The 23,772-nt window shown below is 71.1% G+C and carries 19 protein-coding genes and 1 riboswitch; of the genes, 5 read left to right on the forward strand and 14 right to left on the reverse strand.

All coding sequences use genetic code 11. The features are described from left to right. Positions 1 to 72: 72 nt before the first annotated feature. The gene (gene pepN, locus AC1RQF_RS19750) at positions 73 to 2,775 is read right to left on the reverse strand and encodes an aminopeptidase N (protein ID WP_274001806.1); all 2,703 of its coding nucleotides are present in this window, start codon (positions 2,773 to 2,775) and stop codon (positions 73 to 75) included. A 212-nt stretch (positions 2,776 to 2,987) separates the two neighbouring features. Here pepN and AC1RQF_RS19755 point away from each other — a divergent pair, with 212 nt between their 5' ends. Further along, positions 2,988 to 3,698: a DUF4136 domain-containing protein gene (locus tag AC1RQF_RS19755; protein ID WP_274001808.1), complete on the forward strand. Its 711-nt coding sequence runs from the start codon at positions 2,988 to 2,990 to the stop codon at positions 3,696 to 3,698. Positions 3,699 to 3,741: 43 nt separating this feature from the next. Here AC1RQF_RS19755 and AC1RQF_RS19760 read toward each other — a convergent pair whose 3' ends face one another. From AC1RQF_RS19760 to AC1RQF_RS19810, 11 genes are all read right to left on the reverse strand, one after another. After that, positions 3,742 to 4,314 carry a TMEM165/GDT1 family protein gene (locus AC1RQF_RS19760; protein ID WP_274001809.1) on the reverse strand — a complete coding sequence of 191 codons (573 nt, stop codon included), beginning with the start codon at positions 4,312 to 4,314 and terminating at the stop codon, positions 3,742 to 3,744. 92 nt (positions 4,315 to 4,406) lie between these two features. Further along, positions 4,407 to 4,535: riboswitch (yybP-ykoY riboswitch) on the reverse strand. Between the two features lie 67 nt (positions 4,536 to 4,602). Further along, positions 4,603 to 5,952, reverse strand: coding sequence for a guanine deaminase (gene guaD, locus AC1RQF_RS19765; RefSeq protein ID WP_492872770.1), 1,350 nt, complete (start codon positions 5,950 to 5,952; stop codon positions 4,603 to 4,605). A gap of 19 nt (positions 5,953 to 5,971) precedes the next feature. Then, positions 5,972 to 7,348 (reverse strand): NCS2 family permease, encoded by a 1,377-nt coding sequence (locus AC1RQF_RS19770; protein WP_274001811.1) that lies wholly within the window; start codon positions 7,346 to 7,348, stop codon positions 5,972 to 5,974. Positions 7,349 to 7,445: 97 nt separating this feature from the next. Further along, on the reverse strand, positions 7,446 to 8,471 hold the full coding sequence (locus AC1RQF_RS19775; RefSeq protein WP_492872771.1) for an adenosine deaminase: 1,026 nt from the start codon (positions 8,469 to 8,471) through the stop codon (positions 7,446 to 7,448). A gap of 25 nt (positions 8,472 to 8,496) precedes the next feature. Continuing rightward, on the reverse strand, positions 8,497 to 9,528 hold the full coding sequence (xdhC, locus tag AC1RQF_RS19780; protein WP_492872772.1) for a xanthine dehydrogenase accessory protein XdhC: 1,032 nt from the start codon (positions 9,526 to 9,528) through the stop codon (positions 8,497 to 8,499). Positions 9,529 to 9,545: 17 nt separating this feature from the next. Beyond that, on the reverse strand, positions 9,546 to 9,758 hold the full coding sequence (locus AC1RQF_RS19785; protein ID WP_492872773.1) for a hypothetical protein: 213 nt from the start codon (positions 9,756 to 9,758) through the stop codon (positions 9,546 to 9,548). Positions 9,759 to 10,092: 334 nt separating this feature from the next. Beyond that, the gene (locus AC1RQF_RS19790) at positions 10,093 to 10,605 is read right to left on the reverse strand and encodes a disulfide bond formation protein B (RefSeq protein ID WP_274001818.1); all 513 of its coding nucleotides are present in this window, start codon (positions 10,603 to 10,605) and stop codon (positions 10,093 to 10,095) included. Positions 10,606 to 10,687: 82 nt separating this feature from the next. After that, positions 10,688 to 12,064: an amidase gene (locus tag AC1RQF_RS19795; RefSeq protein WP_492872774.1), complete on the reverse strand. Its 1,377-nt coding sequence runs from the start codon at positions 12,062 to 12,064 to the stop codon at positions 10,688 to 10,690. Positions 12,065 to 12,071: 7 nt separating this feature from the next. Continuing rightward, positions 12,072 to 12,758 (reverse strand): GntR family transcriptional regulator, encoded by a 687-nt coding sequence (locus AC1RQF_RS19800; RefSeq protein ID WP_274004239.1) that lies wholly within the window; start codon positions 12,756 to 12,758, stop codon positions 12,072 to 12,074. A gap of 186 nt (positions 12,759 to 12,944) precedes the next feature. Beyond that, a complete protein-coding gene (locus tag AC1RQF_RS19805; protein WP_492872776.1) occupies positions 12,945 to 14,309 on the reverse strand; it encodes an MFS transporter in 1,365 nt (454 codons plus the stop codon). A 21-nt stretch (positions 14,310 to 14,330) separates the two neighbouring features. Continuing rightward, positions 14,331 to 15,026, reverse strand: a complete 696-nt coding sequence (locus tag AC1RQF_RS19810) for a DUF2848 domain-containing protein (protein WP_274001823.1) — start codon at positions 15,024 to 15,026, stop codon at positions 14,331 to 14,333. 233 nt (positions 15,027 to 15,259) lie between these two features. On the opposite strand from AC1RQF_RS19810, the gene AC1RQF_RS19815 reads away from it, so the two are divergent. Both AC1RQF_RS19815 and AC1RQF_RS19820 read left to right on the forward strand, forming a co-directional pair. Next, entirely contained in the window at positions 15,260 to 16,528 is a 1,269-nt protein-coding gene (locus AC1RQF_RS19815) for a gamma-glutamyl-gamma-aminobutyrate hydrolase family protein (RefSeq protein WP_274001824.1), read from the forward strand. 140 nt (positions 16,529 to 16,668) lie between these two features. Beyond that, entirely contained in the window at positions 16,669 to 17,352 is a 684-nt protein-coding gene (locus AC1RQF_RS19820) for a DUF2968 domain-containing protein (protein WP_274001827.1), read from the forward strand. A 69-nt stretch (positions 17,353 to 17,421) separates the two neighbouring features. Here the strand turns inward: AC1RQF_RS19820 and AC1RQF_RS19825 are convergent, their stop codons facing one another. Beyond that, positions 17,422 to 18,252, reverse strand: coding sequence for a hypothetical protein (locus AC1RQF_RS19825; protein ID WP_274001830.1), 831 nt, complete (start codon positions 18,250 to 18,252; stop codon positions 17,422 to 17,424). Positions 18,253 to 18,747: 495 nt separating this feature from the next. Here AC1RQF_RS19825 and AC1RQF_RS19830 point away from each other — a divergent pair, with 495 nt between their 5' ends. Further along, entirely contained in the window at positions 18,748 to 20,046 is a 1,299-nt protein-coding gene (locus AC1RQF_RS19830) for an MFS transporter (RefSeq protein ID WP_274001831.1), read from the forward strand. Positions 20,047 to 20,123: 77 nt separating this feature from the next. Here the strand turns inward: AC1RQF_RS19830 and AC1RQF_RS19835 are convergent, their stop codons facing one another. Continuing rightward, the gene (locus AC1RQF_RS19835; protein ID WP_492872777.1) at positions 20,124 to 21,965 is read right to left on the reverse strand and encodes a tetratricopeptide repeat protein; all 1,842 of its coding nucleotides are present in this window, start codon (positions 21,963 to 21,965) and stop codon (positions 20,124 to 20,126) included. A gap of 131 nt (positions 21,966 to 22,096) precedes the next feature. Between AC1RQF_RS19835 and AC1RQF_RS19840 the strand changes: the two genes are divergently transcribed. After that, complete coding sequence (locus tag AC1RQF_RS19840) at positions 22,097 to 23,740, forward strand: FAD-dependent monooxygenase (RefSeq protein WP_492872778.1); 1,644 nt, start codon at positions 22,097 to 22,099, stop codon at positions 23,738 to 23,740. The last annotated feature ends 32 nt before the right edge of the window (positions 23,741 to 23,772 follow it).

Below are 23,772 nucleotides of genomic sequence, written 5' to 3' on the forward strand. Positions count from 1 at the left end.
GGCGCACCCGCCAAGAAAAAAACCGGCATCGCCTGCGATGCCGGTTTTTTCATGGCCGCGGCCCGAAACGGCTCAGGCGAGCGCCTTCTCGATGATCTCGCGCACGTCGCGCGATTTCGCGCCGGCGGCCACGCGCTCGAGCGCGACCTTCATCTGCTCGCGCAGCGCCGGCGTGAAGCGGCGCCACAGTTCGAGCGCGCGCGCGAGGCGGGCGGCGACCTGCGGATTGATCGCATCGAGCGCGAGCACCTGCTCGGCCCAGAACGCATAGCCGGAGCCGTCCGCCGCGTGGAACTGCGACGGATTCGCCGAACAGAAGCCGAACACCAGCGAGCGTGCGCGATTCGGGTTCTTCAGATTGAAGGCCGGGTGCTGGAACAGCTTGCGAACGAGGTCGAGCGTCGGTTGGCCGGGTGTGCCGCGCCGCGCCGCCTGCATCGCGAACCACTTGTCGATCACGAGCGCCTCGTGTTCGAAGCGCTGGTAGAAATCGGCGAGCGCGCGTTCGGCCTCGGCCGCCGCGGCGGTCGAGACGGGCGCGGCCAGCAGCAGCGCGCCCAGCGCACCGGTGCGGTCGGTCATGTTGTTCGCCGCGTCGTACTGCGCGCCGGCGAGCCGGGTCGCGTCGACCGGGTCTTCCAGCTCGGCCAGGTAGGACAGCGCGAGGTTCTTGAGCCCGCGGCGGCCGGCCGCCTCGGGCGTCGGCGCGTAGGCGCCGGGCGTTTGATGATCGGCGTGGATCTGCAGCCAGGTGGCGCGCAGGCCGTTCGCGAGCGCCTGCCGCACGAACTGGCGGGCGCGATGCACGGCGGCCGGGTCCGCCTCGCGCATCTGATCGGCCAGGTAGGCCTCCGACGGCAGCGTGAGCGCCAGCTCGCGGAACGCGGGCGACAGCGACGCATCGGTCAGCACGCGCTGAAAGGCCGGGACGAAGCCGTCGTCGAGCGCGAGCGGCTGGCCGGCGGCCGCGCGCTCGGCGAGCGTGAGCAGCGCGCGCGTCGCGAGCCGCTGGCCGGCTTCCCAGCGGTTGAACGGATCGCTGTCGTGCGCGAGCAGGAACGCGAGCTGCTCGGCGCTGTAGTCGTATTCGACGATCACCGGCGCCGAGAAGTTGCGCAGCAGCGACGGCAGCGGCGCTTCGGCGACGTCGACGAAGGTGAAGGTCTGCTCGGCCTGCGTGAATTCGAGGACCCGCGTCGTGCCGCTCGCGGCGGCCTCGCCGTCGAGCCGCAGCGGCAGGTCGCGGCCGTCGCGGCCGATCAGGCCGATCGCGAACGGGATCGGCAGCGGACCCTTCTGCGTGTCGCGGGCGGCCGGCGCGGCGTCGCCGTAGCCTTGCTTGAGGGTGAGCGTGTAGCGGCGCGCGGCGGCGTCGTAGGCGGTCGAGACCGTCACGCGCGGCGTGCCGGCCTGGCTGTACCAGCGCTCGAACTGCGCGAGGTCGCGCTGGTTTGCGTCGGCCATCGCGTGACGGAAGTCGTCGCAGGTCACCGCATGGCCGTCGTGGCGCGCGAAGTAGAGATCCATCCCGCGCCGGAAGCCGTCGCGGCCGAACAGCGTCTGGTACATCCGCACGACTTCCGAGCCTTTCTCGTAGACGGTCATCGTGTAGAAGTTGTTGATCTCGACGTAGCTCTCGGGGCGCACCGGGTGCGCCATCGGGCCCGCGTCCTCGGCGAACTGGAGCTGGCGCAGCACGCGCACGTCCTCGATGCGCTTCACCGCGCGCGCGGCCGGATCGTCGGCGTCGCCCGCGGCCATGTCGGCCGAGAACTCCTGGTCGCGGAATACCGTCAGGCCTTCCTTGAGGCTCAGCTGGAACCAGTCGCGGCAGGTGACGCGGTTGCCGGTCCAGTTGTGGAAGTACTCGTGGCCGACGACCGATTCGATGTTCGCGAAATCGACGTCGGTGGCCGTTTCCGGATTCGCGAGCACGTACTTGGTGTTGAAGATGTTGAGCCCCTTGTTCTCCATCGCGCCCATGTTGAAGTCGCTGACGGCGACGATCATGAAGCGGTCGAGATCGAGTTCCAGCCCGAAGCGGCGCTCGTCCCAGCGGATCGAATGGATCAGGGAATCCATCGCATGGCGGGTCTTGTCGAGATCGTGCGGCTCGACCCACACCTGCAACAGCTTGTCCTTGCCCGAGCCGCTCGTGATCGTCTCCTCGATCGCGACCAGCTTGCCCGCGACCAGCGCGAACAGGTAGCTCGGCTTGCGGAACGGGTCTTCCCATTTCGCGTAGTGGCGGCCGTCGGGCAGCTCGCCTTCTTCGATCAGGTTGCCGTTCGACAGCAGCACCGGGTAGGCGGCGCGGTCGGCGCGCAGCGTGACGGTGTAGGTGGCCATCACGTCGGGGCGATCGAGGAAGTAGGTGATGCGGCGGAAGCCCTCCGCCTCGCATTGCGTGAAGAAATTGCCGCCCGACACGTAGAGGCCCGACAGCGTCGTGTTCTGGTCCGGCGCGCAGGTGCTCTCGAGCGTCAGCTCGAACGCATCGGGCAGGTTCTCGACCGTCAGGCCGTGCTCGTGCGCGCGCACGGCCGCATGGGGCGCGCCGTCGAGCCATGCGCCGATGAAGGCCAGCGCCTCGCCGCGCAGCTCCAGGTGCGGCGCCGGCGCGGCGGCCGGATTGCGGCGCACCCGCATCGTGTTCCGGACCACGGTGCGGGCCGGGACGAGGTCGAATTCGAGCGAGACGGTGTCGATCAGGAACGCGGGCGGCGTGTAGTCGGCGCGGCGGATCACGGCGGAGGTAGCGGCGGTATCGGACATGTTGATCGTGGGCGATGATGAGGATGAGGGCCCCTTCGCGCTCGTGGCGCAAAGCGGCGAACAGCCATTGTACAAAGCCTGGCGATGGCGCGCGGGACGAACTTTTTACCGGCTCGCATGGTCTTTGCATTATCGGCGTGGTAATGCCTGCCGGGCGATCGTATGATCGCGATGCCGCATGCACGGCCCACGCATAAAGAGGACGAATCAACATGAAGCGCAATCGAATCACCCGCGGCGCGACCTGGCTGGCGGTCGCCTGCCTCGCACTGCTGGCGGGCTGCACGAGCTACGTGAACACGCAGGTCACCGCGTTCTCCGACTGGAGCGGCAGCGACGCCACCCGCACCTATGCGTTCGCCCGCGCGGCGGACCAGCAGAACAGCCTCGAGCAGGCCACCTATGAACGGGTGGTCGCGAACGAGCTGTCGCTGTATGCGTTCCGGCAGGTGCCGGAGCCGCAGGCCCGCTATCTGGTCGGGCTGACCTACTCGATCAAGGGCGACCGGGTCACGGTGCCGCAGCCCGTGTACTACGATCCGTGGTTCGCGCCGGGGCCGTACTGGCGCGGCGGCCCGTGGGGGCCGTTCGGTCCGTGGGGCCCGTACCCGCCCGCCTACGTGAACCAGACCTACCAGATCTTCGACCGCACGCTCGACCTCCGCATCACGGAGCGCGCCACCGGCAAGGAGGTCTACAACGTGACGGCGCGCAACGCGGGCGAGGGCTCGTCGCTGCTGTGGGCCATGCCGTACCTGGCGCGCGCCGCGCTCGCCGATTTCCCGCTCGGCAACGGCATCGTGCATACCGTGCGGTTGCCGATCGACAAGCGCGGCGGCCCGGCGGCCCCGGGCGTCAACGAACGCTCGGTCATGCCTGCCGCCGCGCCCCCCACGGCGGCGTCCGGCGCGACGGTCAAGTAAACCCGATGAAAGCCGCGCGCCGTACGGCGCGCGGCGGCCGCGCCTACAGGCCGACGCCGAACAGCGCGAGCGCGCCCAGCACGACGAACAGCACGGCGGCGACGCCGTGCACCACCTTGGTCGGCAGACGGTGCGCGAAGCGGTCGCCGAGCACGATGGCCGGCACGTTCGCGAGCATCATGCCGAACGTCGTTCCGGCCACCACCCCCACGTAATCCTGGAAGCGCGCCGCGAGCGCGACCGTCGCGAGCTGTGTCTTGTCGCCCATTTCCGCGAGGAAGAACGCGACGAAGGTCGCGCCGAACACGCCGAGCTTCGAGCGGTTCGCATTGGCCTCGTCGGCGTCGAGCTTGTCCGGCACGAGGATCCACAGACCCATGCCGATGAAGGACGCGGCGAGCGCCCAGCGCATCACGGACGGCGTCACGTAGGCGCCGAGCCACTCGCCGAGCGCGCCCGCGCATGCATGGTTGATCAGGGTCGCCGCCAGCACGCCCAGGATGATCGGGACCGGCTTGCGATAGCGCGCGGCCAGCACGAGCGACAGCAGTTGGGTTTTATCGCCGATTTCGGCAAGCGCGACTGCGCCGGTGGAGATCAGGAAGGCTTGACTCACGTGGGGACATCCTCGGGCCTGTTGTGTGTGCGAGCGACGATCCGCCGCGCGCCGGGCCCATGTACGGCGCGCAGAGGACCATCGGTCTCGCCAGGCTGACAGTGTCTGCTGCGTCCGCCATGGCCGCGACGGCCAAGTCTGTTGACGGACGCCCCCGTCGCGATGCGGCCCGCCTGGGTGGCGGTGATCGCGCGGAGCGGCTACTCCCCAATGAGGAGCGGATTCTAGCACGCTGCCTTTCGCGTTGGAAAGGTTCCGCCCGGCAGCGCCGGGCGGGGCAGGCGCGGGTCAGTGCGCGCCGGCTGGGCGATCGGCCGGGCCGCGACCGGCCGGGCCGCGCGCGTCGTCGCGCCGGTGCACGCAGCGGCCGGCCGCGTAGGTGAACGCCACCGCGCGATCGTCGCCGAGCAGCGCGAGCGCGAACAGCAGCTCCTCGAGCGATTCGGCGCGCGCGCTGCGGCGCGCGAGGAGCGGGGTCGCGGCCGGATCGAGCACCACGAAGTCCGCTTCCGCGCCCGGCGCGAGCGTGCCGACCTGCGCGTCGAGGTCGAGCGCGCGCGCCGCGCCGGCGGTCGCGAGCCAGAACATCCGGGTCGCCGTCAGATGATGGCCGCCCAGGCGCGCGATCTTGTGCGCCTCGTTCATCGTCTGCAGCATCGAGAACGCGGTGCCGCCGCCGACGTCGGTCGCGAGCGTGACCGGCATGCCGGCCGCGTCGGCCCGGTCGAAGTCGAACAGGCCGCTGCCGAGGAACAGGTTCGAGGTCGGGCAGTGCGCGGCCACGGTGCCCGTCTCGGCCATGCGGCGGCGGTCCTCGTCGTCGAGGTGGATGCAGTGGCCGTACACGGCGCGCCGGCGCAGCAGCCCGTAGCGGTCGTAGATGTCGAGGTAGCTGCGGTGGCCGGGAAACAGCTCGGCCGCCCATTTCACCTCGTCGACGTTCTCGGCGACGTGGCTCTGCACGAACACGTCCGGGTGCCGGCGCGCCAGCTCGCCGCAGGCTTCCAGCTGCGCCTCGGTCGAGGTCGGCGCGAAGCGCGGCGTGAGCGCGTACATCTGCCGGCCGCGACCATGCCAGCGCGCGATCAGCGCCGCGCTGTCGTCGTAGCCCGATTGCGCGGTGTCGCGCAGGAACGCCGGGCAGTTGCGATCCATCAGCACCTTGCCCGCGATCATCCGCAGGTTGCGCGCGTCGCTCGCGGCGAACAGCGCGTCGGCCGACTGCGGATGCACCGTGCAGTACACGAGCGCGGTCGTGGTGCCGCACGCGAGCAGTTCGTCGACGAAGAATTCGGCGACGTCGCGCGCGTGGGCGGGGTCCTCGAAGCGCCGCTCGGTCGGGAACGTGTAGGTGTCGAGCCACGGCAGCAGCCCGGGCGCAGGCGACGCGATCATGTCGGTCTGCGGGTAGTGGATGTGCGTGTCGATGAAGCCCGGCACGATCAGCCGGTCGCGCAGCTCGGTCAGCTGCGCGTCGGGCGCGAGCCGGCCGGCGAGCGCCGCGTAGGCGCCCGCGGCGACCACCCGGCCGTGCTCGACGAGCAGCAGCCCGTCCTCTTCGAAGCGGACCGCGTCGGCGTCCTGCGCGGGGTCGCCGGTGAAGGTCAGGAGCCGCGCGCGGAAAGCGGATTGCGTCATGATGGGAGCCTCGCGCGGGTCAGAGCTGCGTGAGCAGCAGCGCGGACAGCGCCGCGACCACCCACATCGCCGGCTTGATGTCGCGGCGATGGCCGGTGCACAGCTTCAGCACGACGAACGCGAGGAAGCCGTAGGCGATGCCGTCGGTGATCGAGTAGGTGAGCGGGATCAGGATCATCGCGAGGAACGCGGGGATCGCCTCGTCGAAGCGGTGCCACTCGATCTTGGTGATCGACTCCATCATGAACACGCCGACCAGGATCAGCGCGGGCGCGGTCGCGATCGCGGGCACCAGCGACAGCAGCGGCGACAGGAACAGGAACGGCAGGAAGCACAGCCCCGCGACCACCGCGACGAGGCCCGTGCGGCCGCCCGCCGAGATGCCCGCGGCCGATTCGATGTAGGCGTTCGCCGGGCTCGTGCCGAGCGGCGCGGAGACGAGCGCCGAGAACGCGTCGACCATCATCGACTGGCGGATGTTGCGCGGATTGCCGTGCTCGTCGAGCAGGTTGCCGGCTTCGGAGATCGCCATGAAGGTCGACAACGCGTCGAAGAACGCGGTGAACAGCATCACGAAGATGAACGGCCAGTAGATCACCTTGAGCGCGCCGAGCAGGTCGAGCTGGCCGATCGCGGAGAAGTCCGGCGCGGCGAACAGGCCGTTCCAGTTGACGAGCGTCGGCGTCGCGATGGCGGCGGGCCAGTAGGCGCTGCCGTCGCCCCAGACGCGGCCGATCGGGATCGCGAGCAGCGTCGTCGCCACGATGCCGATCATCAGCGCGCCGGTCACGCGGCGCACCACCAGCACGGTCGTGATCGCGAGCCCCACGAGGAAGGTGACGATCACGGGGTTGAGCGAGGCCGAGTGGACGATCGTCACCGGGTCGCCGATGATGAATTTCGCGTTGACGAGCCCGATCAGGCTGATGAACAGGCCGATCCCGCACGACACCGCGTGCCGCAGGTTGGCCGGAATCGCGTCGACGACGAGCTTGCGCGCGTTGAACGCGGCCAGCGTCGCGAAGATCACGCCGGCCCAGAACACGCAGCCGAGCGCGGTCTGCCACGGCATCTTGCCGCCGTGCACCATCACGAACGCGAAGAGGGCGTTCATCCCCATGCCGGGCGCGACCAGCACCGGGTTGCGCGCGTACAGCCCCATCGCGCAGCTGCCGAGGAAGCTCACGATCACCGTGGCGGTGAGCGCCGCCGCGAACGGCACGCCGGCCTGCGACAGGATGCCGGGATTGACCACGATGATGTACATCGCGGTCAGGAAGGTCGTGATGCCCGCGACGATCTCGGTGCGCAGGCGCGAGCCCGCCGCGCGGATGCCGAAGTAGCGGTCGAGCGCCGAGCCGGAGGCCGGCGCGCGGGTGCCGTCATAGATGTCCATTGGTGCAGCTCTCCTCAGTGTCTGTTGTCATGGGGACGGTGATGGGCACGTGGGGGTGGGGGCGAACGGCGAGGCACGGGCGCGGTCCGGGGCGGGATCAGGCCGCGTGCCAGTAGGCGTCGAGCTGCGCGATCAGCGCGGCCCGCTGCTCGGGGCTCACGAACGAGGCGTCGAAGCCGTTGCGGATGATCGTGTAGACCGCCTGATCATCGAGCTGCAGCGCTTCGACCGTCGCGAAGAAGTTGTCGTTGACGTAGCCGCCGAAGTAGGCCGGATCGTCGGAATTGATGGTCACGGCCACGTTGCGCGCGAGCAGGTCCTTCAGCGTGTGCTTCGCCATGTCGTCGAACACGCACAGCTTCAGGTTCGACAGCGGGCACACGGTCAGCGCCATGCGCGACGCGGCGAGCCGCTCGACCAGCGCGGGATCCTCGATGCTGCGCACGCCGTGATCGATGCGGTCCACCTTGAGCAGGTCGAGCGCCTCGTACACGTAGGCGGGCGGGCCTTCCTCGCCCGCGTGCGCGACGAGCTTCAGGCCGAGCGCGCGCGCCTTCGCGAACACGCGCTCGAACTTCGACGGCGGATTGCCGCGCTCCGACGAATCGAGCCCGACGCCGACGAGCCGATGCTGGTATTGCTCGAACAGCGGCAGCGCTTCCTCGAAGGTGGCGAGCGCGTCTTCCTCGGACAGGTGGCGCAGGAAGCACAGGATCAGCCGGCTCGACAGGCCGCGCGCCTCGGCCGTCGCGAGCGCGCGCTCGATGCCGGCCACGACGGTCGCGATCGGCACGCCGCGCGCGGTGTGGGTCTGCGGATCGAAGAACAGCTCGGTATGCGTGAGGTTGTCGGCGAGCGCGCGCTCGACGTACGCCGCCGTCATGTCGTGGAAGTCCTGCTCGGTGAGCAGCACGCTCGCGCCCGCGTAGTAGATGTCGAGGAACGATTGCAGGTCGGTGAACGCATAGGCCGCGCGCAGCGCGTCGATCGAGTCGTACGCGAGCTTCACGCCGTTGCGCTGCGCGAGCGCGAAGATCAGCTCGGGTTCGAGCGAACCTTCGATGTGGATGTGCAGCTCGGATTTCGGTGCACGGGCGATCTTGTCCTTGAAAGTCGGCGTCATGATGATGTGTCTGTTCTTGGTCGGTTCAGAAAGTGGGGTTCGCGCTTTCGCCGCGCGCGAGCGCGGCCTGCGCGTCGACGGCCTGCAGGATCTGCGCGGCCGCCGAGATCGCGATCACCTCGGGCGCCTTGTCGACGATGCCGGGCACGCCGATCGGGCATTGCATCCGCGCGATCTGGCGCGGATCGATGCCGCGCGCGGCGAGGCGATGCTCGAACTGCGCGCGCTTCGTCTGCGAGCCGATCATGCCGAAAAACGCGAAATCGGCGCGCCGCAGGATCCGCTCGGCGAGATCGAGGTCACGCGCATGGTTGTGCGTCATTACGGCGAAATAGGCGTCGGGCGGGGCGGCGTCGACCGCTTCGTCCGGTGCGTCGCTGGCGTCGATCGTCAGGTTGTCGAGGCCGGCGAGCGCGGCGGGTGGCGGAAACTGCGCGTCGCGCTCGTCGACCCAGCGCACCCGGCACGGCAGCGTCGCGAGCACGCGCACGAGCGCCGCGCCGACGTGGCCCGCCCCGAACAGCACCACCGCGAATTCATGGGGCGCGATCGTCTCGGTCAGCAGCGGCGCAGCGGCGCCCGGCGCAGCAGCGTCGCCCCACAGCAGGCAGTCGGCGCGCGCGACGCCGGGCGCCGGCTCGCTCAGCAGCACCGCGTCGGGCGAGGGGCCGAATGATACGCTACGCACCGTCGCCTCGCCTGCCGCGACGCGTTTCGCGAGCAAGGCGAGCCAGCCGAGGTCGCCGATATCGAGCCGCTCGAAGCCGAGCGTGACGGCGCCGCCGCAGCACTGGCCGAGGCTCGGGCCGAGCGGCAGGCGCGCGAGGCGGCGCGCGTGCGGCGTGTGCGCGCCTTCCTTCAGCAACTGGCGCGCGAGTTCGATCGCCTTCCATTCGAGATGCCCGCCGCCGATCGTGTGGCGGGCGCCCTCGCGCGTGACGAGCATCTTGGTGCCGGCCGCGCGCGGCGCGGAGCCCTCGACGCGCACGACCGTCACGAGGACGGCCGCGTCGCCGTGGGCGAGCAGACGTTGCAGGTCGGTCAGCCAGGTTTCCATCCGACGGGTCTCCAGGTTCAGGCTGCGGCGGCGCGGTGGCGCGGCAGGCCGATGCGCGGCGCGCGGCGGGGGCGGCGCGCGGACGAGGCGGCGAGGCGGGGCTGGCGGCGCGCGCGCTGCGCGGCGGCGGGCGCGATTGCGCCACGGCGCACCCGCGAGCGATGCGGGGCGGCATGGGCGGGCGCGGCGCGAAGGCCGCGGCGCAGGAAGCGGATGGTTTGCGTTGTCATGGTCAATCCAGGCGACATTGCGGATCAGGCGCGCGTTACGCCGGCCGGGAAACACCGGCCTCGCGCACGTAGATCGCCATCCGGAAATCAAGATAGCACCGCCAAATACCGACAGTATGGCGCGGTGCTGATGCGGGCTATTCGGTGGCGATCATGACGATCGTAGGATTCGCGCGACAGGCCGAAGTTGCGGTGGGGCGCGGCGACGCGCCGAGCAAGGCCGGGCGGGGCGGCGAACGGGGCGCCGCCGGGCGCGCGGCCCGTGGTTGAATGCGGGCCGGAACGGCTTAGGTGTTTACACGCGGCGGCGGAAAACCGCCGCGCGCCGGCGCGCTCACGCGGCGATGCGGCGCCGGTTGCGCCACAGCCCGGCCGCGACCAGCACGAACATCACGGCGAAGCCGATCAGCGCCCAGCCCGGCAGCAGGATGCCGAGGATCGGCGGGTACACGGTCTCGCACAGCCCGGCGACCTTGAACACGCCCGGCAGCCATTGCGCGGGCGGCAGGCTGTCGACGATCGGCTGCAGCGTGTCGAAGCCGCAGCTGAAGCCCGGGTTGAGCTGCAGGTACAGGTGGCGGGCCGCGGTGCCCACGCCGGCCGCCGCCGTCAGCACGATCAGCAGTTCCAGCAGGGCGATGCCGCGCCAGCCCTTCAGCCCGGCGCCGATGAACGCGAACACCGCGATCAGCAAGAAGAAGTAGCGCTGGATGATGCACAGCGGGCACGGGTCCTCGTTCTTCACGTATTGCAGGTAGAGCGCGCCGGCCAGCAGCGCAAGGCAGACGAGGCCGAGCAGCACCAGCAGGCGTCGTTCGCGACGCAGCGAGAGCGTGAAATCGTTCATCGGAGACGGGTTTCCTTCGGTCGGTCAGAAAATCGAATCGTCGGATTTTAGCGCGAACCTCGTGTCATTCCCCGTCGCCGCTTCAACGGATCGTATGGAGCACCGCCTCGACCGCCTGGCCGATCGACAGCAGCGCGTCGTCGCGGTGCGGCCCGGCCGCGAGCATCAGCCCGACGGGCGCCGCGTCGCGCGGATGGCAGGGGAGCGACAGCGCACAGGCGTCGAGGAAGTTGAACGCGCTCGGATTGCGCAGGATCAGCGCGTTGACGCGGGTGAACGCTTCGTCGTCGTGTTCGAGGTCGGCGATGCGCGGCGGCACGACCGGCACGGTCGGCGCGACGAGCGCGTCGAAGCGTTGCCAGATCGTGTGCTCAGCCTCGTCCAGCATGGCCGCGCGGGCGGCCATCAGGTCCAGGTAGTCGGCCGCGCTCGCCGGCTCGCCCTTCAGGATCCGCACGAGCACGCGCGGGTCGTAGTCCGCGCGGTGCTGCGCGAGCAGCGGGCGGTGCCAGGCGTAGGCCTCGATCGGCGCGAAGCCGAAGCGGTTGATCTCGGGCAGCCGGTCGAGCGGCGCGAAGCGCACCTCGGACACGATCGCGCCCGCCGCTTCGAGATGCTTGAGCGCGGTGTCGAGCGTGGCGGCCACCTCGGCGTCGACGCCGTCCGTCACGTAGTGGTTGAGCACGCCGAGCCTCACGCCTTCGAGCGGCCGGCGCGCCGGCACGCGCGGCTCGAGGCCGGCCAGCACCCGGTCGACCAGCGCGCAGCACGCGACCGACACGCCGATCGGACCGAACGAATCAAGCGTCGTCGACAGCGGCACGCCGCCCTGGCGCGGGATCCGGCTCGCGGTCGGCTTGAAGCCGGTGAGCCCGCACAGCGCGGCGGGAATCCGGATCGAGCCGCCGGTGTCGGTGCCGAGCGCGACGGCGGCCATGCCGTCCGCGACCGATGCGGCCGCGCCGGACGACGAGCCGCCCGCGATCCGCGCGTCGCCCGCGACGTCGCGGCGGTACGGCGAGCGCGGCGTGCCGTAGTGCGGATTGAGGCCGAGCCCCGAGAACGCGAATTCGCTCATGTTGGTGCGGCCGACCAGCACGGCGCCCGCGCGCCGCAGGCGGCCGACCACGGGCGCGTCGGCGGCGGCGGGTGGGGCGCCGGCGAGCGCGCGCGAACCGGCGCGGGTCACCTGGCCCGCGACGTCGAACAGGTCCTTGATCGACACCGGGATGCCCGCGAGCGGCGACAGCACCGTACCGGCCGCGCGCAGCCGGTCGTGCGCGTCGGCGGCCGCGCGCGCGCCGGCCGCGTCGACGTCGGTGAAGGCGATTGCGCCCTGGCCCGCCGGGTCGGCGATCCGTTCGAGGGCGGCGTCGACGAGCGCGCGGCTCGTGGTGGCGCCGGCGGCGAGGTCGGCGGCGAGTTGGGCGAGCGGCGGAAACGGAGCGAAGAGGGTCATGGCGGCGTCAGGACTGGATGTGTTGGACAAGGGACGCGCGGAACGCCTCGATGTGGCGCTCCACGGCGCGGCGCGCGCCGGCTTCGTCGCGCGCGCGCAGCAGTTCGTACAGCTCGGTGTGCTCGCGCTGGACGTCGGCGAGATGGTGCGGCTCGGACAGCGTGATGAACCAGAAGCGCAGCGAGCGCTCGTGCAGCCCGCGCAGGATCTCGGCGAGCACCGGATTGCGCGCGGCGGCCGAGATCGCGAGATGGAACGCACGGTCGAGTTCCATCATCGCCTCGACGTCGTGCGCGGCCACGGCGGCGCGCGCGTCGTCGAGGAGCGCGGCCATGCGCGCGTGGTCGTCGGCCTGCGCGTGGCGCGCGGCCAGCTCGACGCACAGGCCCTCGTTGATGAGCCGCACGTCGATGATCGCGAGCACGTCGTCGAGCGACACCGGCTTGACCATCACGCCCTTGCGCGGCATCACGCTCAGCATGCCTTCGAGCACGAGCCGGTGCACGGCCTGATGGACCGGCGTGCGGCCGATGCCCGTGCGCGCGATCAGCTCGGATTCGTTGAGCGCCGCGCCGGGCTTGAGCCGCATCGTGATGATGTCGCGCTGGATCAGCGCGTAGGCCTGGTCGGCAAGACTTTCCGGCGGCCGCGCGGCGGCGCGCGGCGGGCTGTGCGGCGAGGCAGGGGGCGTCATGGTGCGCGTGGCGGTGAAATTGCTGCGCATTGTAGATCAGGGGGGCCCGCCTCAGGGGGGCCCGCCTCAGGGGGGCCCGGCTCAGGGGGGCCGCCTCAGGGGCGCCCGCCTCAGGGGCACCCGCCTCACGGCGACCCGGCCACAGAGGGGCCCGCCTCAACAGCGTTCGGCAAGGGGGCGGCTGCCTCAAGGGCGTGCGGCGGGCGACCCGTCGCCTCGCGCATGCCCCGGCGCCGGCCGCGGCCGACGCCCGCCGGTGTCGATGCGCGGCAAGGCGAGCGTGACGAGCCCGCCCGCGACCAGCGCGACGGCGATCAGCACGAGGCCGGGCGTGACGCGGTGGGTCGCGTCCTTGATCAGGCCGAGCGCGTACGGGCTCGCGTAGCCGGCGAGGTTTGCGATGGAATTGATGACCGCGATGCCCGCGACCGCGGCGGTGCCCTGCAGGTAGCCGGTCGCCATCGACCAGAAGATGCCGAAGCCGGACAGGATGCCGATGTACGCGACCGCGAGGCCCGCCACGGCGAGCGGGATCGAATGGGTGAGCGCCGCGCTCGCGACGAGGCCGGCCGCGCCGGTGAAGCACGACAGCGCGTAGTGCCAGCGCCGCTCGCCGCTCAGGTCGGACGAGCGGCCGACGAGGACCATGCCGATGCCGGCGGCCAGGTACGGAATCGCGGTGACGAAGCCGTTCGTGACGAGGTCGGCGACGCCGAGATCCTTGATGATCTGCGGCAGCCAGAACGAGAAGCCCGCATTGCCGGCGACGAGGCAGAAATAGACGAGCGTGAGCAGCCAGAAGCGGCCCGAGCGCAGCGCGGCCCGCAGGCGGTGCTCGCCGCCCGCGCGGACGGCCTCGGCGCGATCGAGCGCGAGCCGTGCGGCGAGCGCGCTTTTTTCCTCGGGGCTGAGCCAGGCGGCATCGTCGGGCGTGTTGCGCAGCACCGCGAGCGCCCAGCAGCCGGTCAGGATCGACGGGACGCCCTCGATCACGAACATCCATTGCCAGCCGCGCAGCCCGTGCGCGTCGTGCAGCGCGGACATCAGGTAGCCGGACAGCGGCGCGCCGACGATGCCGGCGACCGGGATCGCGGCCATGAACACCGCGATCATCCGCGCGCGCCGGTCGGCGGGGAACCAGAACGTCAGGTACAGCACCACGCCCGGCACGAGCCCCGCCTCGGCGACGCCGAGCAGGAAGCGCAGCAGATAGAAGCTCGTTTCGTTCGTGACGAACATCATCGCGCAGGACAGGGCGCCCCACAGCATCGTGATCCGCGCGAGCGTCGCGCGGGCGCCGAAGCGCTTGAGCAGCAGATTGCTCGGCACCTCGAACAGGAAGTAGCCGATGAAGAAGATGCCCGCGCCCAGGCCGTACGCGGCGTCGGACAGGCCGAGGTCGGTGGTGAACTGCAGCTTCGCGTAGCCGATGTTGACGCGGTCGAGGTACGACAGCACGTAGACGAGGAACAGGAACGGCATGATGCGCCAGGTGACCTTGCGCAGCGCGCGCGCTTCAGGGTCGGCCGGTGACGTCGGGGAGGTCGGCATGGGGGTCTCGCGGGGCGGGGGTCAGTCGGCGATCTCGAGCACGCGCACGCGATAGGCGTGGCGCAGCGTGCGCTCGAGCACGGGGTCGTGCAGTTCGATCTCGAATGCGTCGCCGTCGGCCATCGTCGCGAGCGGGCCGTCGACGGCGAGCGTGCCGCAGTACAGCGCGCCGCGCTCGGGCAGCGCGGTCTCGCGCGGCGCGCGGGCCAGCAGGTCGGCGGGCGCGAGCAGGGCCGCGACGCTGCCCGCCTGATAGCGGCGGCGCGCGCCGTGCTGCGTGAGCCAGGCGCGCAGTTCGAGGCGGTCCCAGTGCGGCGCGACCTCGGCGAAGCGCCAGGCCACGCGCGCGACGGGTTTCGGGCACACCTGCTTCGAGACCGTGACGCCGTAGGCCTCGACCGCACGGTCGGTGTGATCGGAGCCGACCGTGACGAGCAGGCCGTCGGGGGTGTTGAGCAGCACGCATTCGGCCTCGCCGCCGGAGTGCGCGCCGACCACCTCGATCCGGTCCGACTGCGTGAGCAGGCCCGCGCCGAGCCGGTAGAAGCACGGCGTGGCGCTGGGCCGGCGCACGCCGAGCGCGGCCAGTTCGGCGATGTGATGTTCGATGGCGGCCGGGTCGCGGCCGGCCCAGCCGGCGATCGTGAGGTCGTCGATCGCGATGTCGATCGGCTGGGCGGGCGGGGTGGCGGAAACGGTGAAGGTGAGCGACGGCATGGGCAATCCTGCAGGCCTCGGGATAGGGAACGAATCTGGATATTAATGTGATATATCACATGAATCCAGCATGTCAAAATTCCCCGTCATGGAGCGAGCAGAGGGCGCGGGTGGCGATTTGTCGTCAGCTTGCAACAATGTTGACGAAATACTGGCGATTTGCCGCTAATCCGCTACTGAAGGATAATGAATCCTCGTTTAATACCGCGTGACCGACGCACCAGACCATCGTCATGAGCGAAAACACGCCAGCAGGCGCCGGGTCGTCCGGCTCTTCGTCCCCGTCCTCCTCCACGCCGCCCGCGAGCGGCCAGGTTGAATCGGCGGCCTCGACTTCCACTCCGCAGGACAAGCCTCAGCCCACCGTCCACGTCAGCGCGTTCGCTGCGCAGGTGGCGGCTGCGCAGGATGTCGGCGATCCCGGCGCGGCGCCGGTCGGCCAGGGCGCCGAGCCGGGCGCGCCCGGTTCCGCCGGGGCCGGCGCGGCTGCGCCCGGCGTGGCGACGCCCGAGCGTTCCGCCGCCGGGCGGGGCGCTAAGCCCGGCGCCCCGCCGCCCGGCTTCGGCGCGGCGCCCGATTTCGAGACCGCGCGCCCGCCGCCCGCCGGTGCGCCGGTCGCGCCGCCCGCGTATCTGAAGCAGAGCGATACACCGTGGTCGGTGTTCGGCCGCATCATCGCGGCGCGCGCGCGCCGGCTGTTCGACCGGGCCGGCCAGCGGATCACGCAGCGCACGCTGCGGATCGGCGTGTCGGCGCGGATCTTCCATCCGGAAGTCGGCGCGCCGGGGCTGCGCGGCAAGACGCTGCAATACCTCGAGGAATCGATCGCGCACTGGGTGATGTCGCGCGACGTGCTGGTGTTCATGATCCCGACCGTCGGCCATCAGGGCATGCTGCACCCGAGCAACATCCGCCTGCGCGATTACGCCAAGCACCTCGACGGGCTGCTGCTGCAAGGCGGCGCCGACGTGTCGCCGCAGACCTACGCGGCGTCCGACGCGCGGCCGGAGTGGCCGGGCGACCGGGTGCGCGACATGTACGAGCTGGAGCTGCTGCACGAGTTCGTCGAGTCGGGCAAGCCGGTGCTCGGCGTATGCCGGGGCTGCCAGCTGATCAACGTCGCATTCGGCGGGACGCTGTACCAGGACATCGCGACCGACGTGCCGACCGCCGGCGCGCACGTCAGCGAACGCTACGACCAGCATCGCCACACGGTCCGCTTCCCCGACGGCTCGACGCTCCAGAACATGTTTCCGGGCCGCCGCGAGGCGATCGTCAATTCGATCCACCACCAGGCGATCCGCGATCTGGGTCGCGACCTGAACATCGAGGCGGTCTCGGCCGAGGACGGCATCATCGAGGCCGTCCGCTACCGGCGCGCGCCGTTCGTGGTCGGCGTGCAGTGGCATCCGGAATTCCACCGCGCGGGCGGCCCCGAGCTGCTCGACTGCACGCCGCTGCTCGACACCTTCCTGCGCGCGGCGCGCGAGACCCGGCTGTGACGAACGGGGTCCGTTTCGCCGGGGCCTCGGTCCAGGTGGGACGGATCCGAAAATGTCGCGGGGCGCGCATCGGCTGCCCGGCATCGCCGGGAATCGCGCGATAATCCGCCGTTGCCCAATTCATGCGGAGTGCTGATCCGATGTCGTTCTGTCTGTATCGCGTTCGCCGCCTGGCGCTGTGCGTGGCGGTGTGCGCCGGCGCGCAGGCCGGCGCGTCGTTCGCCGCTGACGCCACGGCGCCCGTGGCCGGCACCCGGCCGGCCGTGACCGCGCTGACGGCTGAGCCGGCCGCGCCCGCGGCGGGCGAGCAGCCGCTCGGCTCGGTCGCGGAGATGATGAAGCTGCTGCACGACGGCAAGCTCGTCGAGCTGCGCACGACCTACAACGGCAGCTACGGCGCGAGCCTGCTGTTCTATCCCGACGAGATGACCTATTACGCGGCGCTGTTCCAGGACCGGCAGTTCTGGCGTGTGATTCCGTCGCAGGAGAAGCCGCGCGCCGAGATGATCTATGCGAACTTCGTCGCGCGGACGGTCGAGCTGGCCGATGTCGAGATCCAGCGCACCGAGCTGGCCGCGCAGAAGGCGTTTCTCGAGCGTGTGATCGCGCTGTCCGAGGAGCGCGCGAAGCGCTTGCAGGCCGACGTCGACGTCGCGCATACGCGGCAGGTGGAGGTGGCCGTGCAGCAGCGCGCGGCGCGCGACGAGGCGCAGGCGCTCGACGTGCAGAAGCGGGCCGCGCAGGCGCAGTTGCGCGAGCTTCAACAACAGGTGCAGAAGTTGCAGCAGCAGACCGAGACGGGTTTGGCCGCGCCGATGCGCTAGCGTCGCGCGGAACGATTGGTCAGTCAGCAGCCCGGCGCAGCAGTGCGCCGGGCTTTTTCATGGGCGGTGTCAGCGCGTGAACCGGGCGGGGTCGGCGGTCAGGCGTCGATGCTGCAGCGCGTTCGCCCAGTCGTCCGGCGGTGGGCGATGGGCGGCCGCCGGCAGCGCGGCGGGGAGGTCGGCGCGCAGGGTGGCGTACAGCGTTTGCCATTCGGCGAACGTCGTCGGATCGTCGAGCGCGGCCGGGCGTGTATGCCGATCGGGTGAGCGAGCGGCCGTGACGGGGGGATCGGTGCGATGCGGCGCGGCGGCGGCGTGCCGCATCGCGTGCTCGAGCGGCGGTCGCGTATGGATTGCTACCGGCCGGGCTGGTTTGACGCGAGCGTGGGACGCCTCGGGGAGCGGCATCACGGGCGAGACGGGGGCGTGCGTCGGCGCGCCCGCTGGCGGCAAGGGGGCGGTCGACGTATGCCGGGGTGGCGCCGCCGGGCGTGGGCGGCCGGCGCGAGCCTCGGGCGGCGCCGGTGTCGCGGCCGGCGCGGATGGTGCAGGCGGCGCGGCGCGCTCGGGGAGGTGAGACCAGAGCAGCCAGCCTATCAGGCCGAATGCGCCCAGCGCGCAGCACAGGGCGTGCAGCACGCGGGGCGGCCCGCCGGACGTCGGGATCAGCACGGACGACGCGGCGGGCGCGGCGGTGGTGGAGCCGGCCGGCGCCGTGCGGCGCAGCGGCCGCCACTGGCAGGCGCGGTGCGGGGCGTCGGGGTCGATGAAGACGGTGCGCAACTGCGCGGGGCAGCCGGCGAGGCTCGTCCATTCGCGCCCGAACGGCAGGCCGCTGAACGGCATGAGCGACGGGCGCGCCAATTGGCCTTCGACGGGAACGAGTGATGAGGCGGTCATGAGTCGGTCGGGCCGCGCGGCGTGAGCAAGGCGCGCATCGCCGGAAGCGGCCGGGGCGGGCAATCGAGGAATCATCGGTGAAGCGTCGCGGCGCGTCGATGGGACCGGTCTGAATCTGAATGAATCTGAATGAATCTGAACGTCGAAGTTGGCGCGGGCCGATGCCGCCTCGGCCCTGCCGCATCGCAGCAAGCGCGGCCCGCCGCCGTTCAATGGGGCGCGACGGCCCGACCCGGCCGCCTGCCGCGCCCGCTCGGGACTCCCGATCGTTGCGAGCCGCGCGGATGGCCGATCTCATCATTTCCCCCGATTTCCAGGCGTGCGTTTTCGCGCGACACTTTGACGCGGTTGCCCGTCGATTCGCAGTAATATGGCGGGCGCGATGCGGTGCATCATCGGCCTGCGTCGTCCCGTGTCCGCGCCAGCGGCCCGGCGATACCACGATGTCACGACCCTGCGCGCCCCACGCAGCAGCGGTGCCTTATCGAGAGAGACATGTCAACAGCGTCCCACGCCTCCCAGCAGGATGAATCGAAGTTCCGGACCGTATTCCGGGTCGTCAGCGGCAATTTTCTGGAGATGTACGACTTCATGGTCTATGGCTATTACGCGTCCGCGATAGCCAAGACCTATTTTCCGAGCGGCGACGCGTTCGCGTCGCTGATGCTGGCGTTGTCGGTGTTCGGCGCGGGCTTCCTGATGCGGCCCGTCGGCGCGATCGTGCTGGGCGCCTATATCGACCATCATGGCCGCCGCAAGGGCCTCATCCTGACGCTCGGCCTGATGGCGCTCGGCACGCTCACGGTGGCGACCGTGCCGGGCTATGCGACGATCGGCGCGCTCGCGCCGGCCCTCGTGCTGCTCGGCCGCCTGCTGCAGGGCTTCTCGGCCGGGGTCGAGCTGGGCGGCGTCTCGGTCTACCTGTCCGAGATCGCGACCAAGGGCAACAAGGGTTTCTACACGTCGTGGCAGTCGGGCAGCCAGCAGGTGGCGGTGGTGTTCGCCGCGCTCGTCGGCGTGCTGCTGAACAAGGCGCTGCCCGTCGAGCAGATGACGTCGTGGGGCTGGCGCGTCCCGTTCCTGATCGGCTGCCTGATCGTGCCGTTCCTGTTCCTGATCCGCCGTTCGCTGAAGGAGACCGACGAGTTTCTCGCGAAGAAGCACCGCCCGAGCATGGGCGAGATCATGAAGTCGATGGTCGACAACTGGGGCGTCGTGCTCGCGGGGATGGGCATGGTGATCATGACGACCGTGTCGTTCTACATGATCACCGCGTATACGCCGACCTTCGGCAAGGAAGTGCTGCACCTGTCGTCGATCGACGCGCTGCTCGTCACGGTCTGCGTCGGCATCTCGAACCTGATCTGGCTGCCGCTGTCGGGCGCGGTGTCCGACCGGATCGGCCGCCGTCCGGTCCTGATCACGTTCACCGTCCTCACGCTGCTGACCGCCTATCCCGCCGTGCAATGGCTCGTCGCGGATCCGTCGTTCATGCGGCTGCTGTCGGTCGAGCTGTGGTTGTCGTTCCTTTATGCGTCGTACAACGGCGGCATGGTGGTCGCGCTGACCGAGGTGATGCCGCCCGACGTGCGCACCGCCGGTTTCTCGCTGGCCTACAGCCTCGCCACGACGATCGGCGGCTTCACGCCGGCGATCTCCACGCTGCTGATCCACGAGACCGGCAACAAGGCCGCGCCCGGCCTGTGGCTCGCCGTGGCCGCAGTCTGCGGGCTGGTTGCGACGCTCGTGCTGTATCGCACGCCCGAGGCGCGCAATCAGTACAAGGCCGCGTAACTCGGAGGCATGCCCGCCGACCGGCGGGCGTCGAAAAAAGAGCGCCTCGGCGCTCCTTTTTTGTGCGATCAGCCGGCTTACGCGCGCCGCACGGCGTGCGCGACGGCTTCGACCACGGGCGCCCATTGCGCGGGCGCGGGCTGGCGATGCAACTGCGCGCGCGGATACCACGGGCTGTCCGCGCCCGTGAACCAGCGCCAGTCGGCCGCGAACGGCAGCATCAGCCACAGCGGCTTGCCGAGCGCGCCCGCGAGATGCGCGACGGCGGTGTCGATCGACACGACGCCGTCGAGCCGATCGACCAGCGCGGCGGTCGCGGCGAAATCGTCGAGGCCGTCGACCCGATGGATGCGCGCCGCGTGCGGGTGGGCGTCGAGCGCCGCGCGTTCGGCGTCGGACAGGGCGGGGTGCAGCACGATCCAGTCGACGTCGGGCAGCGCAAACAGCGGATCGAGCACGGCGAGCGGCAGCGAGCGGTTCTCCTGCGCCTGCTGGCGCCCGGCCCAGGCGATGCCGTAGCGGCGCTTGGCCTGGCCGCCGATCGAGCCGCGAAAGCGGCGGCGGGCGGTGTCCGGGGCCGTGAGATACGGCGTGCGCGACGGCAGTTCGTCGTATTCGAGCCCCAGCGCGAACGGCAGGCTCAGCAGCTCGCAGAGCAGGCCGGCCTCGGGCGCGCGCGGCGCGTCGAGCGCCACGACGCTGATCTGCCACGCGGCCGCGCACGGCGCGAACAGCGGCAGCAATTCGGGCTGAACCTGCAGGATCAGGCGCGCGCAGCGCGCGCGGGCGAGCGGAATGAAGCGCGCGAACTGCAGCGTGTCGCCGAAGCCCTGTTCCGCGCGCACGAGCAGCGTGCGCGTCGCGATCGGCTCGCCCTGCCAGCGCGGCAGTTCGGCGGGGCGGGCGCCCGGCAGGCGATGGCGCGCTTCATAGGCGGGCAGGCCGCGCGGCAGGTCGCGCAGCGTGAGCAGCGTGACCGCGCGGTGCATCTGCGCGCGCGCGTCGTCGGGGGCGAGCCGCAGCGCCTGATCGAACGCGCGCAACGCCATCTCGTGCGCACCGAGCGCGTGATGCGCGGTGCCGAGATTGAGCCACGCGAGCTGGAACGACGGATCGAGGCCGACCGCGCGCTCGTAATGGGGGCGCGCCTCGTCGTGCCGGCCGAGCGCCGCGAGCGCGTTGCCGAGCCCGAACAGGGCGAGCGGGAATTGCGGCACCAGCGCGAGCGCCGCCTCGAACGCGGGCATCGCGTCCGTGTGACGGCCGGCCGCGTCGAGCGTATTGCCGAGGTTGAAGTGCGCGGCGACGAAGCGCGGCTCGGCGGCGAGCGCCGCGCGGAAATGCCCGACCGCCTCGTCGACGCGGCCGAGCGCACCCAGCGCCATGCCGAGGTTGTTGTGCGCGCCCGCATGGCCGGGCCGTAGTTCGAGCGCGCGATGAAAGGCCGCGAGCGCCTCGTTGTGCCGGCCGAGCGCGTTGAGCGCGTTGCCGAGATTGTTGTGGATCGAGGCGTCGTCGGGCGTGAGCCGCAGCGCGCGCGCGAACGCGTCGGCCGCGTCCTCGTGGCGCGCTTGCGCCGCGTAGGCGTTGCCGAGGTTGTAGTGCGCGAGCGGAAAATCGGGCGCGAGCGTCAGCGCGGTGCGGAAGTGGTCGATCGCGGCGTCGAGCCGGCCCAGCGCCTTCAGCGCGTTGCCGAGGTTCAACTGCAGCGCGGCGTCGTGCGGGCGCAGGCCGACCGCGCGGCCGACCAGGTCGGCCGCCTCGGCATGCTGCCCCTGCTGGTGGCGCAGGACGCCGAACAGGTGCAGCGCGTCGGCGTCGGCGGGATTGGCGGCGAGCGCGGCGCGGTAGCCTTGCTCGGCTTCGCCTAGCCGGCCCGCGCGATGCGCTGCGAAGGCGCGGTCGAAAACGGATTCCATGACGCGGATGAAGCCAGAAACCGCTATTTTCCCACAAGCGTGACGTGGGTCGCCGAATCGGCTGTCCGGCCTATGGATGGCGCCCGGGCAGCGGCGTAGACTGGGCGCGTTGCCGCTCGCGGAGGTCCCGTATGGATGTCGTTCCGCTCGATATCGCCCCGGTGCTCGTGGTCGGCGCCGGTCCCACCGGTCTGGCGGCCGCGATGAGCCTTTCCCGCGCGCGGGTGCCGGTGCGCATCATCGACAAGGCGGCGCAACCGGCGTCGTATTCGCGCGCGATCGGCATCCAGGCGCGCACGCTCGAACTGTTCGAACAGCATCGGATCGTCGAGCCGTTTCTCGCGCTCGGGCATCGCGCCCGCCGCGCAAGCCTCTACTCGAATGCGCACCGCATCGCCCGGCTCGACTTCGATCCGCTGCAGACCCGTTATCCCTACCTGCTGTTTCTCGACCAGACCGTGACCGAGCGGCTGCTCACCGAGCATCTGGCCACGCTCGGGGTCGAGGTCGAGCGCGGCGTCGCGCTGACGCGCTGCGCGACGTCCGACGCCGCGCCCGAGGTGCTGCTGCGGCACGGCGACGGCCGCGACGAGATGCTGCGGCCGTCCTGCGTGATCGCCGCGGACGGTGCGCACAGCACGCTGCGCCATCTGCTGGGCGTCGGGTTCGCCGGGCGCGCGTTCGAGCAGACTTTCCTGCTGGCCGACCTGGCGGCCGACGTCGACTGGCCCGACGACGAGATCCACCTGTTCACGACGGGCGAGGGGATCGCGGGGCTCTTTCCGATGGGCGGCGGCCGCTACCGCTTGATCGCCGATCGTCCGCCGCACAACGGCGTCCTCAACGAGTCGGGCGGCCCGTCGCTCGAACTGTGCCGCGAGGTGGTGCGCGCGCGCGTGCCGCTTGCGATGGCGCTCGACGATCTCGCGTGGTCGTCGTATTTCCACCTGCACAGCCGGATGGTCGACCACCTGCGCTACGGCCGGGTGTTCTTCGCGGGCGACGCCGCGCACGTGCACAGTCCGGCCGGCGGGCAGGGCATGAACACGGGCATCCAGGAGGCGCTCAACCTGGGCTGGAAGCTGGCCCGCGTGCTCGCGGGCGGCGCGCCGGAACGGTTGCTCGACAGCTATCACATCGAACGGCATCCGATCGAGCGCGACGTGTTGCGGCAGACCAGCTTCGTCACGCAGGTCATCGAGGCGGACCACGGGCCGCTGCGGCTGCTGCGCGATCGCGTGGTGCCGCTCCTTGCCTCGTTCGGCCCGATGCGCGACGCGGCGCGGCGCACCGTCAGCGAGCTGGCGATCCAGTATCGCAAGAGTCCGCTCACGCTCGAACGCATGCTCGACGGCGGCCCGCGCGCCGGCGAGCGGGCGCCGGACGCGCTCGTGCGCGTGCTCGACGGGCCGCTCGGGGATGCGCCCGGGGTCGCGACGCTGTACGACCTGCACGATCCCGCGCACTTCACGCTGTTGCTGATCGAGGCCTCCGGCGCGGACGACGACGCGCCGCCCGCGGTCGATCCGGACGGCGCGGAGCTGGCCGCGGGCCTCGTGCGCGCGATGCCCGGCGCGGCGCGGGTCTGGCGCGTGGCCGATGCCGAGGGCGACGGCGCGCCGTCGCTGAGCGATGCCTACGGGCGCACGCGGCCGGCGTTCTACCTGTTGCGGCCGGATGGTTATGTCGCGGCGCGTGGCCGCGCCGCGTCGGATGGCGCGGGGCTGTTGCGGCACTGCGAGGCGTGGTTTGCCGCGCCCGCGCCGTCCGCCTGACGGCCCGGGCGCGCGGCGGCGTCAAGCCGGGG

It is taken from the genome of Burkholderia sp. GW821-FHT14F03 (assembly GCF_058803765.1).

What these genes read in the sequence shown, in the direction of transcription:
- pepN (WP_274001806.1), bottom strand. Translation starts at nt 2,775, where the DNA reads ATGTCCGATACCGCCGCTACCTCCGCCGTGATCCGCCGCGCCGACTAC.
- AC1RQF_RS19755 (WP_274001808.1), top strand. Translation starts at nt 2,988, where the DNA reads ATGAAGCGCAATCGAATCACCCGCGGCGCGACCTGGCTGGCGGTCGCC.
- guaD (WP_492872770.1), bottom strand. Translation starts at nt 5,952, where the DNA reads ATGACGCAATCCGCTTTCCGCGCGCGGCTCCTGACCTTCACCGGCGAC.
- AC1RQF_RS19770 (WP_274001811.1), bottom strand. Translation starts at nt 7,348, where the DNA reads ATGGACATCTATGACGGCACCCGCGCGCCGGCCTCCGGCTCGGCGCTC.
- AC1RQF_RS19775 (WP_492872771.1), bottom strand. Translation starts at nt 8,471, where the DNA reads ATGACGCCGACTTTCAAGGACAAGATCGCCCGTGCACCGAAATCCGAG.
- xdhC (WP_492872772.1), bottom strand. Translation starts at nt 9,528, where the DNA reads ATGGAAACCTGGCTGACCGACCTGCAACGTCTGCTCGCCCACGGCGAC.
- AC1RQF_RS19785 (WP_492872773.1), bottom strand. Translation starts at nt 9,758, where the DNA reads ATGACAACGCAAACCATCCGCTTCCTGCGCCGCGGCCTTCGCGCCGCG.
- AC1RQF_RS19790 (WP_274001818.1), bottom strand. Translation starts at nt 10,605, where the DNA reads ATGAACGATTTCACGCTCTCGCTGCGTCGCGAACGACGCCTGCTGGTG.
- AC1RQF_RS19795 (WP_492872774.1), bottom strand. Translation starts at nt 12,064, where the DNA reads ATGACCCTCTTCGCTCCGTTTCCGCCGCTCGCCCAACTCGCCGCCGAC.
- AC1RQF_RS19800 (WP_274004239.1), bottom strand. Translation starts at nt 12,758, where the DNA reads ATGACGCCCCCTGCCTCGCCGCACAGCCCGCCGCGCGCCGCCGCGCGG.
- AC1RQF_RS19805 (WP_492872776.1), bottom strand. Translation starts at nt 14,309, where the DNA reads ATGCCGACCTCCCCGACGTCACCGGCCGACCCTGAAGCGCGCGCGCTG.
- AC1RQF_RS19810 (WP_274001823.1), bottom strand. Translation starts at nt 15,026, where the DNA reads ATGCCGTCGCTCACCTTCACCGTTTCCGCCACCCCGCCCGCCCAGCCG.
- AC1RQF_RS19815 (WP_274001824.1), top strand. Translation starts at nt 15,260, where the DNA reads ATGAGCGAAAACACGCCAGCAGGCGCCGGGTCGTCCGGCTCTTCGTCC.
- AC1RQF_RS19820 (WP_274001827.1), top strand. Translation starts at nt 16,669, where the DNA reads ATGTCGTTCTGTCTGTATCGCGTTCGCCGCCTGGCGCTGTGCGTGGCG.
- AC1RQF_RS19825 (WP_274001830.1), bottom strand. Translation starts at nt 18,252, where the DNA reads ATGACCGCCTCATCACTCGTTCCCGTCGAAGGCCAATTGGCGCGCCCG.
- AC1RQF_RS19830 (WP_274001831.1), top strand. Translation starts at nt 18,748, where the DNA reads ATGTCAACAGCGTCCCACGCCTCCCAGCAGGATGAATCGAAGTTCCGG.
- AC1RQF_RS19835 (WP_492872777.1), bottom strand. Translation starts at nt 21,965, where the DNA reads ATGGAATCCGTTTTCGACCGCGCCTTCGCAGCGCATCGCGCGGGCCGG.
- AC1RQF_RS19840 (WP_492872778.1), top strand. Translation starts at nt 22,097, where the DNA reads ATGGATGTCGTTCCGCTCGATATCGCCCCGGTGCTCGTGGTCGGCGCC.